10 protein-coding genes are annotated in these 12800 nt (G+C 51.5%); all 10 read right to left on the bottom strand.

Going from position 1 to position 12800, the window contains the following annotated elements:
* Positions 1–15: 15 nt before the first annotated feature.
* The gene (pstS, locus tag RHN82_RS09575) at positions 16–1056 is read right to left on the bottom strand and encodes a phosphate ABC transporter substrate-binding protein PstS (protein WP_017383706.1); all 1041 of its coding nucleotides are present in this window, start codon (positions 1054–1056) and stop codon (positions 16–18) included.
* 246 nt (positions 1057–1302) lie between these two features.
* Positions 1303–2355, bottom strand: coding sequence for a fimbrial protein (locus tag RHN82_RS09580; RefSeq protein ID WP_047050610.1), 1053 nt, complete (start codon positions 2353–2355; stop codon positions 1303–1305).
* A gap of 9 nt (positions 2356–2364) precedes the next feature.
* Entirely contained in the window at positions 2365–4830 is a 2466-nt protein-coding gene (locus RHN82_RS09585; RefSeq protein ID WP_047050608.1) for a fimbria/pilus outer membrane usher protein, read from the bottom strand.
* A gap of 38 nt (positions 4831–4868) precedes the next feature.
* Entirely contained in the window at positions 4869–5552 is a 684-nt protein-coding gene (locus RHN82_RS09590) for a fimbrial chaperone (RefSeq protein WP_047050606.1), read from the bottom strand.
* Positions 5553–5647: 95 nt separating this feature from the next.
* Entirely contained in the window at positions 5648–6172 is a 525-nt protein-coding gene (locus tag RHN82_RS09595) for a fimbrial protein (RefSeq protein ID WP_047050605.1), read from the bottom strand.
* Between the two features lie 331 nt (positions 6173–6503).
* Complete coding sequence (gene glmS / locus RHN82_RS09600; RefSeq protein WP_047050604.1) at positions 6504–8333, bottom strand: glutamine--fructose-6-phosphate transaminase (isomerizing); 1830 nt, start codon at positions 8331–8333, stop codon at positions 6504–6506.
* Between the two features lie 225 nt (positions 8334–8558).
* The gene (glmU, locus tag RHN82_RS09605) at positions 8559–9929 is read right to left on the bottom strand and encodes a bifunctional UDP-N-acetylglucosamine diphosphorylase/glucosamine-1-phosphate N-acetyltransferase GlmU (RefSeq protein ID WP_047050602.1); all 1371 of its coding nucleotides are present in this window, start codon (positions 9927–9929) and stop codon (positions 8559–8561) included.
* Between the two features lie 138 nt (positions 9930–10067).
* Positions 10068–10487 (bottom strand): F0F1 ATP synthase subunit epsilon, encoded by a 420-nt coding sequence (locus RHN82_RS09610; RefSeq protein WP_003862360.1) that lies wholly within the window; start codon positions 10485–10487, stop codon positions 10068–10070.
* Positions 10488–10507: 20 nt separating this feature from the next.
* A complete protein-coding gene (atpD, locus tag RHN82_RS09615) occupies positions 10508–11890 on the bottom strand; it encodes a F0F1 ATP synthase subunit beta (RefSeq protein ID WP_003862362.1) in 1383 nt (460 codons plus the stop codon).
* A 31-nt stretch (positions 11891–11921) separates the two neighbouring features.
* Positions 11922–12785 (bottom strand): F0F1 ATP synthase subunit gamma, encoded by an 864-nt coding sequence (gene atpG / locus RHN82_RS09620; RefSeq protein ID WP_003862364.1) that lies wholly within the window; start codon positions 12783–12785, stop codon positions 11922–11924.
* Positions 12786–12800 lie beyond the last annotated feature (15 nt).

The raw sequence follows: 12800 nt of genomic DNA on the forward strand, positions 1-12800 counted from the left end.
GTTAAATATATCCTGTTAGTACAGTGCTTTACCGCTGCTGTCTTTCACGTTGGTTTTCCATGCAGCACGGATCTGCTCAACCACGCTGTCTGGCAGGCTGGCGTAATCCAGATCGTTAGCCTGTTTGCCGCCATTTTTGTATGCCCAGTCGAAGAACTTCAGCACTTCAGCACCCTGCTCAGGCTTCTTCTGCTCTTTGTGGACCAGAATGAAGGTGGTAGACGTGATAGGCCATGCATCGTCGCCTTTCTGGTTGGTCAGGTCCTGCGCGAAGGATTTGCTCCAGTCAGCGCCTTTCGCGGCGTTGGCGAAGTTCTCTTCGGTCGGGCTAACCGGTTTGCCGTCGGCAGAAACCAGTTTGGTGTAAGCCAGGTTGTTCTGCTTAGCGTAGGCATACTCTACGTAGCCGATAGAGCCAGGCAGACGCTGTACGAAGGCTGCGATACCGTCGTTGCCTTTACCGCCCAGACCGGTTGGCCAGTTAACGGTAGAGCCGGAACCGACTTTAGATTTCCACTCTTCGTTCACTTTCGCCAGGTAGCTGGTGAACACGAAAGAGGTACCAGAGCCGTCAGCACGACGAACCACCGCGATATTCTGCGAAGGCAGCTTAACGCCCGGGTTCAGCTTAGTGATGGCTTCGTCATCCCATTTTTTGATTTTGCCCAGGTAGATGTCACCCAGGGTTTTGCCGTCCAGCACCAGCTCGCCTGATTTCAGGCCAGGGATGTTAACAGCCAGCACAACGCCGCCGATCACGGTCGGGAACTGGAACAGGCCTTCCTGATTCAGTTTTTCATCAGACAGCGGAGCATCGGATGCGCCGAAATCAACGGTATTCGCAGTAATTTGTTTTACGCCACCGGAGGAGCCGATACCCTGATAGTTGACCTTGTTACCGGTCTCTTTCTGGTAGGTATCCGCCCATTTGGCATACACCGGCGCAGGGAAGGTTGCACCAGCGCCAGTCAGGCTTGCTGCTGCAAAGGCAGAGAAAGCGCTCATCGATAAGGTCGCGGCGACAACAGTTGCGACAGTGGTACGCATAACTTTCATAATGTCTCCTGCAAGGATTTCGTAAATCATTGTTTAAGTGGCTACGATGAGCAAAATAGGACAAACAGGTGACAGATAAATGTACGAAATATGACAGTTTTATGACAAAGCCAGCGACAGATGTAACCACTTGAAAAATATAGCCATTAATTCACGACATGGTCATATTTTTGTCATCTTTTTTGTAATGAAACAGTTTTAGCGTAGCTGATATGACAACGGCTGTCATAAACAGCCGTTGTCATTTTAATGTGCGATTTCAATCGTCAGAGTTGCCGTTGCATTGAACTGGCCTGGTTTGGGTCTCGCTCCCGTTGCGCTGGCAGGCGCGCTTGAAAACGTCAGCGATCCCAGCGTATCCCCCATGATGTCGGGAATTTTAGTCGTTTCCGCTTCAAGGGTGCCGCCATTCGTATTCACTTCCCGATTGTATTTGTCGTAGACCTTAATTCCTACGTCTTCGTTGTCCGTCGCAATCATCGAATTATCAGAAGCCACGGCTGAGGCATGCAGGGTTGCGCCGAGCTTGTCGTAGAACATCATATTGGTGCATTTGATGTTCACGGTACGCGTGATTTTGCGATCGGTCAGCGCTTTCCCTTTCGTCGACGAAAACTCTGACGCCAGGATTTTATTGAAATCAAAAACAATGGCCTGCCCCTCGTCAATCTCACAGGATTGAGGAACCGTCACTGTTCCCTGAACAATCACATCAGAAATAATCTCATTCGAGACGGTACGCGGATCGATCGTGGCATAGATATTCGCCACCACCGTCGCCGGGATCGTCATCACCCCGGTGAAGGCTTTTTTAACGTACAAATAGATCTGCCCCGAGCCGCCGCTATAAAACGTGGTGGCGGAACTTACGCCGTTGTGACATTGATAGGGAGTACCGGTTTTATTAGGCAGATGATCAAAGGGCACGGCCGTATAACCGACACCGAGTATGTAAACAAGCAGGCCGATATCAACGTTATCATTCAGGTTAAAATAGGCGACATTGTTCCTGCTTCCCGCAGGCACCAGCGCCGGATTAACGACGCTGGTGATATAGGTATGATCGTAACTCTGATTCGGCCCGGTCAGACAGTAGCAGGTACCTTTAAACGAGGTATTGTTGTTATTCACATTAATAAGCGTTGACGTTCCGGCTATATTGTCCGTAATGGAAAACTGCTCTGTAAAATTCAGGTAGTTATGATATTTGCCATTGTCTGGCGCGCAGTAGCCGGTTGGGGCCGCATGCGCATAAAAGACGCAGGTCAGTAAGGCTAAAAGACCGTATTGCAGTTTCATTTTAATCCTTTATCGACACGTGACGGGCATCTGCACCAGTCCAGCGTCAGGCTGTTGTTGAAGCGTGTATTCCGCCCGACAGGTTGCGCCGTCGTTGAGCGTCAACGTAAATTGTCCCTTTTCCGGCATGCCTGAGAGATAGAGTTCGCCCTCTTCTCCGACAATGCCCGTAACGCTTCCGGTATCCAGCGTTGCCGATCCCGTTGCCCCAAAAGGCGCAGGTTTGCCATTGCTGAGATGAACATTGAACAGAATGCGGTAGCCGATATGCGTAACGAATTCCGCTTTTACTACCGCGCCACGCGTAGGAACCAGATTCTGGACGCTTTTTTCCAGTTCAACATTGCCAGAGGCAAAGTCGCTGTCGCCAATTGCGATACGATTTTCATCATAGGGTGACAGCTGCGTTTTTACGGTGTAGCCGCGCCAGTCCGTTGCGATGCCGCTGCTGTTTTCCACCGCCAGGCCCACCGCCCCGGGAGCTTTCACCAGCGCGACGGTTTCACCCATTTCCTGTGAGAAGGTGACACCTTCTGAATGCAGTAAAATGCCGCCGCTGACGCCGTAATTGAGACTTCGGGCTTCGTTGCTCCAGGCATAGTTACCTTTCATGGAGCCATAAGTAGCGTCCCAGGCCAGTCCAGCATTCCCCCCCGTACTGCCGCCACTTTCATCAACGGATTGCTGTATGTTCCAGTTCAGGTTGTTGTTCTGAAGCAGTCTTCCGTTCAGGCCGACCTGATGGGAGACGCTGTTTTTATTGTTGCCAGTAACGTTATAGTTGGCATAGGTGTTCGGTAACCACTGGGAAAGCGGAAGCGAGAGTGTCAGCATGAAAACGTGTTCGTTTTCGCCACCCTCTTCCCAGTCACCATCGTGATGATTCGCAGTATCGGTATAGTTCCATGACGCATTCCACGTCATCTGTTTCCAGCTGTTGCTGTAACCAATCTGGATCAGCCGTTCAACGTTATCCGTTCGCCAGTACTGTTCCCGACTCAGCGTCAGATAAATATTTCCATACCCCTGCGCAAAAGGTTGTGTCCACGTTCCCTCCAGACGGCTTCTGCGGTTACCCGTTTGCCAGAACGTCTCGCTATCGCTCCTGCGGGAAGCCCACTCATCCAGGGTGTAGAATCCTTCCGTTGAATAGCGATAGCCTACTATTCGCAGGCTGGTATTACTTACATCGAACGTTTTGGAATAGAGAAAACGCCAGGATTGCCCCTGCTCCGTGTCATCGACAAAACGAGACGCCGCATGGGTGACATCCATTGATATTGCCCCGATCTCGCCGAGATCCTGACCAATACCAGCCGCTATGGCAGTGTAATTCTCAGCTAACTGTGTGCCGCCATAAAGCGTCATTCCCCCTTGCATGCCACGTAAAAGTTGAGCCTGCAATAAGTCAGGTGAATAGCGATCGCTGTTGTTCAGTTCGCCAATGCTGATATCAAAGTCCGTCTGGCCTTCACGCCGCAATATCGCCAGGGAAGCATAAGGCTGGGTAAAATGCTGCTCACTACCGTCTTCTTCTTTGATCGTGACGTCGAGATCGCCCCCACTGCTGGTAGTGTTGAGATCGGTCAGGGCGAACGGCCCCTGAGGAACAGCAGACTGATAGATAATGTAGCCATTCTGACGAATGGTGACGACGGCATTACTTTTAGCAATGCCCCGGACGACGGGTGCGAAGCCATTCAGACTATCCGGCAGCATGTCATTATCGGTATACAGGCGCACGCCGCGCACCTGGCTGCTATCGAACAGATCATTTGCCGTCCAGGTATCCCCTATCATTATCTGGCTACGCAGGCTGGCAATATCACGTTGTAAATAAGTACTCGCAGAATGATAACTGCCGTTGCTGTTGACTGCGTTGAAGGTGCTGTAGTTGCGAAGTCGCCAGCTGCCAAGGTTAATACCGCTACGCATGTTCAGATAATACAGATCGTCACTGTCATAGTCTGATTTCAACGTCTGGGTGGTCGAAAAATCATAGTTCACCATCAGGGCATTAATACCCTGATCCCAACGTGAAGGCGGAATGGCGTCACGCGCTGAAGAATCCATATAAATCTGCGGGATAGAGACTCGTAACGCGAGCTTTTCGTCATCCAGAACCCATGTAGCTCCCGTAAGCGGTGGAACGGGCTCGCAGCGGCTGGCGTTAACCGTAGCCAGCGCTTTTATGGCATCCACTTTTATGCCAAACGTAGCCAGCGTATTTTTTAAGTCGCGGAAACAGGGCTGGAGTGCGCTCTCGTTATTTGTTCTAAAAAAATGGATTTCACGGCGCTCAAAAAAGCGCTCGTTGATATAAATATCAACCTGATAATCCCCTTCAGGGAGATTATCGGGCCGGCTAAACTGACTGATATCAACGTCGACCGGATGTCCAATTTCTAACAACCGTGCGTTAAAGGTTTCACCAGCAGCGTGCCCGCTGACCCACAGCGATGCCAGGGATAACATAAAATAGATGCGCTTCAACGTTAACCATCTCGCCTGAGTCAAAGGGGTTGCTTGATGACGTCGCTTATCGAGCCATAATCGTTGATGCTATGCCAGGTGAGCGTCTTACTCGCGACACCAGCGGGTAAGGGAATGTTGAGCGTCTCAAAGGGCTTAATCATCGCCAAATCCAGCGGTTTGCCGTCTACAGCAACATCGATAACGTTGATATGAATAGTCGTAGGATTATTCACCATCAGGGTATTGCCTTGTTTGCGCCAGATAACTTTCAGGCTGGCGGTTTCAGGCTTTTCAGTAATGCTGGCAGGCCGCCAGAATAACTTCATGCGCGTTTTAATCGCGATTTCCAGCTTGCTGGACTGTTTATCCGGCGTGGGAGGAATATTCTTTACGTTCAGCCAAAAGACGGATTCCCGATCGGTGGGTAAATCGCCTTTTGTTTTAATAATGCGCAATACGCGCTCCTGTTTTGGCTCCAGCCTTGAAACAGGAGGAATAACGGTAAACGGTGATTTCGTTTTGTCTGTGGACAAAAAAGGATCAACCCATGCCTGAATCAGATAGGGTAAGGAAGCATCATTATTTATTACAGAAATAGTAGTGTCTGTTTTATTGCTGGGAAAAATAACCCGCGTGCCACCAATAATAATTCCACCCCAGGAGGGAGAGGCACACACGACTAAAAAAAGAATAATAAAAATGTCGATAAAACGCCTGCGCATATCATATCCTGTGACAGGCCTGTGAGGTTTCGCTGTCCATTAGACGTAAAGAAACCTGCCTTGCCAGGCCTGATTATATTTTGGAAATCTAGAAATTAATTACTGTAAGTGATAGTAAATTCAGAATCCGCATTTGCCACACCTGACGTTACGGTTGCAGAAGTAGCAATATAGCGAGCCATGAACGGCAGTGTCGCCTTGCCATCAGCGCCGATATCTACACTGGCTGACTGGTTGTAGAGTTTCAGCAAGCTGTTGTCAGCACGGTTGTAGATGGCTACGGCAACCCCTGTTGCTCCACCAGCGTTCAGTTTAAGGTAACCGTCTCCATCTTCTGTACCATCGAAGCGAGCGGTGGCTTTTTTATATGTATCAGGGCAATTTTCAAGATCGATCTGGAAAGCCTGTACGGAAGCCGTCGAGCCTACACCAGAAAAGGTGGATTTATTGACTTTACCAAGGTCAACGGTTTGATTTCGTGTTAGCGTAGAAACCTCACAGGCGCTGTCAATAATTTCGCCTGTGAAGTGCACAGTACCATTGCCGTTCCCCGCGTGCGCCTGCAAACCAAAAAGCAAAGATGAGCAAACTAATGCGCTTTTAAAAAGTTTTCCATTCATTATGACACTATCCTGAAGTTATAAATAATCATGTTTCATTATTAAAACTGATATTGCCGAACTATTCCGGCCAGGAAATAGTAAACTGATAAATAAAAATAACAAGGAGAAAAAATATTTTATTAATTATCATTAGTGGAATAAAAGAATAAATATAAGCGTAACTGTCACTTAATATAAATTTATATCACATGAAAAGACGGCACACTGTAATTAGTTTTTATTTAATAAGAAGAGGGAAAGGTTGTTTTTCAGAAAATATTTATGTTTTGAACTAAAAATAACCCCGCAATCATAAATTAACGGGGTTATTCCTAAGAGATATATAATATTATTCTACGGTAACGGACTTCGCCAGATTTCGCGGCTGGTCAACGTCGGTGCCTTTGATCAGCGCGACGTGATAAGCCAGCAGTTGCAGCGGTACGGTGTAGAAGATCGGCGCAATCACCTCTTCCACATGCGGCATCTCAATGATGTGCATGTTATCGCTGCTGGCGAAACCGGCATCTTTATCCGCAAAGACGTACAGAACACCACCACGGGCGCGCACTTCTTCGATGTTAGATTTCAGTTTTTCCAGCAGTTCGTTGTTCGGTGCCACCACGATAACCGGCATATCCGCGTCGATCAGCGCCAGCGGGCCATGTTTCAGTTCACCTGCCGCGTAAGCTTCAGCATGAATGTAAGAGATCTCTTTCAGTTTCAGCGCGCCTTCCAGCGCAATCGGATACTGATCGCCACGCCCCAGGAACAGGGAGTGATGTTTGTCAGAGAAGTCTTCAGCCAGCGCCTCAATGCGTTTGTCCTGAGACAGCATCTGCTCGATACGGCTCGGCAGCGCCTGAAGGCCATGCACGATGTCGTGTTCAACGGAGGCATCCAGACCTTTCAGACGCGCCAGTTTCGCCACCAGCATCAGCAGAACGGTCAACTGAGTGGTGAACGCCTTGGTGGAAGCCACGCCAATTTCAGTCCCGGCTTTGGTCATCAGCGCCAGATCGGATTCACGTACCAGCGAAGAGCCCGGCACGTTACAGATGGCCAGCGAGCCCAGGTAACCCAACTCTTTAGACAGACGCAGCGCCGCCAGGGTATCAGCCGTTTCGCCAGACTGAGAAAGGGTGATCATCAGGCTGTTACGACGCACCGCAGATTTGCGATAGCGGAACTCAGACGCGATTTCCACATCACACGGCACACCCGCCAGGGATTCAAACCAGTAGCGCGAGACCATACCGGAGTTATAAGAGGTACCGCAGGCCACGATCTGAATGTGCTCGACTTTGCTCAGCAGTTCGTTGGCATTGGCGCCCAGCTCGCTCAGATCCACTTCACCATGGCTGATGCGACCGGTCAGGGTGTTTTTAATGGCGTTTGGCTGTTCGTAGATCTCTTTCTGCATGTAGTGACGGTAAGCGCCTTTGTCGCCCGCGTCGTATTGCAGGTTTGATTCGATCTCCTGACGCTTAACCTGCTCGCCTTTGGTGTCGAATACGGTGACGCTGCGACGTGTCACCTCGGCAATGTCTCCCTCTTCCAGGAAGATAAAGCGACGGGTAACCGGCAGCAGCGCCAGCTGGTCGGAAGCGATAAAGTTTTCACCCATGCCCAGACCAATCACCATCGGGCTACCGGAACGCGCGGCCAGCAGCGTGGACGGGTCGCGGGAATCCATGATCACCGTACCGTAAGCACCACGCAGCTGAGGAATAGCGCGCAGCACCGCATCACGCAGTGTACCGCCCTGTGCCAGCTCCCAGTGCACCAGGTGAGCAATCACTTCGGTGTCGGTTTCAGAGACGAAGGTATAGCCGCGCGCTTTCAGTTCTTCACGCAGCGGTTCGTGGTTTTCGATAATGCCGTTATGCACCACCACGATGTGTTCAGACACATGCGGGTGTGCGTTGCCTTCAGATGGCTCACCGTGGGTCGCCCAGCGGGTATGCGCAATACCGGTGCCACCGTGCAGCGGATGTTCTTCCGCAGCCTGGGCCAGCATCTGCACTTTACCGAGACGGCGCAGACGGGTCATATGACCTTCTGCATCAACGACAGCCAGACCGGCAGAGTCGTAACCACGGTATTCCAGACGACGTAAACCTTCGAGAAGGATTTCAGCAATATCACGCTGCGCAACTGCGCCAACAATTCCACACATAGTTAGATTTCCTGATTATGGCGTTATGCCATGCGTTGTCGCTGACCTGTATTTGCCCTTTCCGGGCGCCCCGAGCCTTGTAGAGAGTGGGGTTATTTTTATGGGTACTGCTTGTGGGGGGAGATATATATTTATCTCCTCACCCGGGTTTGCCTGATGACGGCTACGCCTTATCAGGCCTACTCAATCGTAGGGCGGGTAAGCATAGCGCCACCCGCCTTGTTGTTACTTCTGCTTCACCGGGCGTTTCCAGCCCTGCTTGCTGACCTGCGGAACGCGGCTTAACACCAGCTCATTCTCGGCCACATCGCGCGTAACGGTTGTCCCGGCGGCAATGGTCACGCCTTTGCCCACGGTGACAGGCGCCACCAGCTGGGTATCGGAGCCTACAAACACGTCATCACCGATGATGGTTTTAAACTTATTGGCGCCGTCATAGTTACAGGTAATCGTCCCTGCACCAATGTTTACGTTGTCGCCAATTTCCGCATCGCCCAGATAGGTCAAATGACCGGCTTTAGAGCCCTTACCCAGACGCGCTTTTTTCATTTCCACGAAGTTACCTACATGAGCGCCTTCCAGCAGCTCAGCGCCCGGGCGCAGACGCGCAAACGGGCCAATGGTACATGCCGCCTCAAGATGGGCATCTTCCACCACGCTGTACGGGCTGATTTCGCAGTCGTCACCGATCACGCTGTTTTTAATCACACAGCCGGCGCCGATTTTGACGCGGTTGCCCAGCGTGACGTTACCTTCCAGGATAACGTTAGTATCTATTTCAACGTCACGTCCGTGGGTCAGCGTGCCACGCAGATCGAAACGCGCCGGATCGCGCAGCATAACGCCCGCGAGCAGCAGCTTTTCGGCCTGCTCGGACTGATAAATACGCTCAAGACGGGAAAGCTGGAGGCGATTGTTCACGCCGTCCGTTTCGCTGATGCGCGCCGGATGAACGGCGGCAATTTCACGCCCTTCGTGGTACGCCATCGCAATAATATCGGTGATGTAATACTCACCCTGCGCGTTGTTATTATTAAGCTTAGACAGCCAGCGCTTCATATCCGCACCGTTCGCAATCAGGATGCCGGTGTTGATCTCCTGAATCTGGCGCTGTTCGTCAGTGGCATCTTTATGCTCAACAATCCCCGTCACGTTGCCGTTTTCACGCGTGATGCGGCCATAGCCGGTTGGATCGTCCAGCACGACGGTCAACAAACCGATGCCGCCCTGCGGTTTGGCTTCACGCAGGCGAGTGAGGGTTTCAACGGAGATCAGCGGGACGTCGCCGTAGAGCATCAGGATATCTTCATCATTAGCGAAGAAGGGTGCAGCCTGCTGCATTGCATGACCTGTACCCAACTGTTCTGCCTGTAGCACCCAGTTGAGATTGTCGTCACGCAGCGTTTTTTTCAGCAGATCGCCGCCATGTCCATAAACCAGATGCACCTGGCTGGCGCCTAATTCATTAGCTGCATCAATAACATGCTGCACCATTGGCTTTCCTGCCAGCGTGTGGAGCACTTTAGGCAGATCGGAATACATGCGGGTACCTTTGCCTGCGGCAAGGATCACCACGCTCATCGCACTGTTTAACATACGCATCCTGACGGTAGTTTGTGTGAGAAGTAAAAACGTTTGATGCTTAAAATTCTACATCTTTTTCATCATGAATTAAGGCCGAAAAAAAAAGCCAGCCTGGGATCCAGACTGGCTTTTGTGCTTTTCAAGCCGGTGTTACATCGCTTTTTTGGTCAACTCGATAACGCGCAGTTTCGCGATCGCTTTGGCCAGCTCCGCAGACGCCTGAGCGTAATCCACGTCACCATGAGAGCTGTTAATGTGCTCTTCAGCCTTACGCTTCGATTCCAGGGCTCGCGCTTCGTCGAGATCCTGGCCACGAATAGCGGTATCGGCCAGAACGGTCACACTGCCTGGCTGCACTTCAAGAATGCCGCCGGACAGATAGATAAACTCTTCATGACCGAACTGTTTAACGATGCGGATCATACCAGGCTTAATGGCGGTGAGCAGCGGTGCGTGACCCGGGAAAATACCCAGTTCACCTTCACTACCCGTTACCTGGATTTTCTCGACCAGACCAGAGAACATTTGTTGCTCTGCGCTGACGACGTCCAGGTGGTAAGTCATTGCCATATCACCCTCCGATTAAGGCGTTAAAGTTTTTTGGCTTTTTCCACGGCTTCTTCGATGGAACCAACCATGTAGAACGCCTGCTCTGGCAGGTGATCGTATTCGCCTTCCATGATGCCTTTAAAGCCACGGATGGTGTCTTTCAGGGAAACGTATTTACCTGGAGAACCGGTGAATACTTCCGCAACGAAGAACGGCTGGGACAGGAAGCGCTGGATCTTACGCGCACGTGCTACCACCAGTTTGTCTTCTTCAGACAGCTCATCCATACCCAGGATGGCGATGATGTCTTTCAGTTCCTGATAACGTTGCAGCAGGGACTGTACGCCACGCGCGGTGTCGTAGTGCTCCTGGCCAACAACCAGTGGATCCAGCTGACGGCTGGTGGAGTCCAGCGGGTCAACGGCCGGGTAGATACCCAGAGACGCGATCTGACGGCTCAGTACCACGGTTGCATCTAAGTGAGCAAAGGTGGTGGCTGGGGATGGGTCAGTCAAGTCATCCGCAGGTACGTATACCGCCTGAACGGAGGTGATAGAACCGGTTTTGGTAGAGGTGATACGTTCCTGAAGAACACCCATCTCTTCCGCAAGCGTAGGCTGATAACCTACCGCTGAAGGCATACGACCCAGCAGTGCAGATACTTCAGTACCGGCCAGGGTGTAACGGTAGATGTTATCAACGAACAGCAGAACGTCACGGCCTTCGTCACGGAACTTCTCAGCCATCGTCAGGCCAGTCAGCGCAACGCGCAGACGGTTTCCTGGTGGCTCGTTCATCTGGCCGTAAACCAGGGATACTTTATCCAGAACGTTGGAGTCGGTCATTTCGTGGTAGAAGTCGTTACCCTCACGAGTACGTTCACCCACGCCCGCAAACACAGAGTAACCGGAGTGCTCGATCGCGATGTTACGGATCAGCTCCATCATGTTTACGGTTTTACCTACACCCGCACCACCGAACAGACCAACTTTACCGCCCTTCGCGAACGGACACATCAGGTCGATAACTTTGATGCCGGTTTCCAGCAGTTCCTGAGAGCTGGACAGCTCTTCGTAGGAAGGTGCCGCGCGGTGGATAGCCCAACGCTCTTCTTCACCGATGTCGCCTTTCATGTCGATTGGCTGACCCAATACGTTCATGATACGACCCAGTGTTGCTTTACCTACCGGGACTTCGATCGGGTGCTCAAGGTCTTTTACTTCCAGACCACGACGCAGACCGTCGGAAGAACCCATGGCGATGGTACGCACGATACCGCCGCCGAGCTGCTGCTGAACTTCCAGCACCAGGCTCTCGTTACCATTCTGTACCTCAAGCGCGTCGTACACGCGTGGTACGGCGTCCTGAGGGAACTCGACGTCCACCACGGCGCCGATTACCTGGACAATCTTTCCAGTAGCCATCTTGAATCCTCTACGTAATTCGTAAACCTGGTTAAACCGCGGCGGCCCCCGAGACGATCTCGGTGAGTTCCTGAGTAATGCTGGCCTGACGAGCTTTGTTGTAAACCAACTGCAGCTCTTTAATCAGGCTGCCGCCATTATCGGTCGCGGCTTTCATCGCCACCATTCGTGCGGCCTGCTCGCTGGCCAGGTTTTCTACAACGCCCTGATAAACCTGAGATTCAACGTAACGACGCAGCAGGGTATCCAGCAGCGGTTTCGGATCGGGTTCATACAGGTAATCCCAGGCTTTCTGTTTCAGCTCGTCATCTTCTGATGCCGGTAACGGCAGCATCTGAGTGAGCGTAGGCACCTGAGACATGGTGTTAATAAATTTGTTGCTGACAACGTACAGTCTGTCCAGACGGCCTTCATCGTAGGCCTGCAACATCACTTTAACCGGGCCGATCAGTTCGGACAGGGACGGGTTATCACCCATACCGGTCACCTGAGCGACAATGTTGCCGCCAACGGAGTTAAAGAAAGAGACGCCTTTAGAGCCAATCAGTGCCAGATCGCACTGAACGCCTTTATCGGACCAGCCTTTCATATCCGCCAGCAGTTTTTTGAACAGGTTAATGTTCAAGCCGCCACACAGACCACGGTCAGTCGACACCACCAGGTAGCCCACGCGCTTAACGTCGCGTTCTTCCAGGTAAGGGTGCTTATATTCCAGATTACCGTTTGCAAGGTGACCAATCACTTTGCGCATGGTCTCTGCATAAGGACGGCTGGCCGCCATGCGATCCTGCGATTTACGCATTTTGGAAGCGGCGACCATCTCCATCGCTTTAGTGATCTTTTGCGTGTTCTGGACGCTTGCGATCTTACTACGTATCTCTTTTGCGCCGGCCATGAGCTTCTCCTCAAT

This window comes from Enterobacter cloacae complex sp. EB5 (assembly GCF_031432835.1).
Taxonomy (GTDB): Bacteria; Pseudomonadota; Gammaproteobacteria; order Enterobacterales; family Enterobacteriaceae; genus Enterobacter; species Enterobacter hormaechei_C.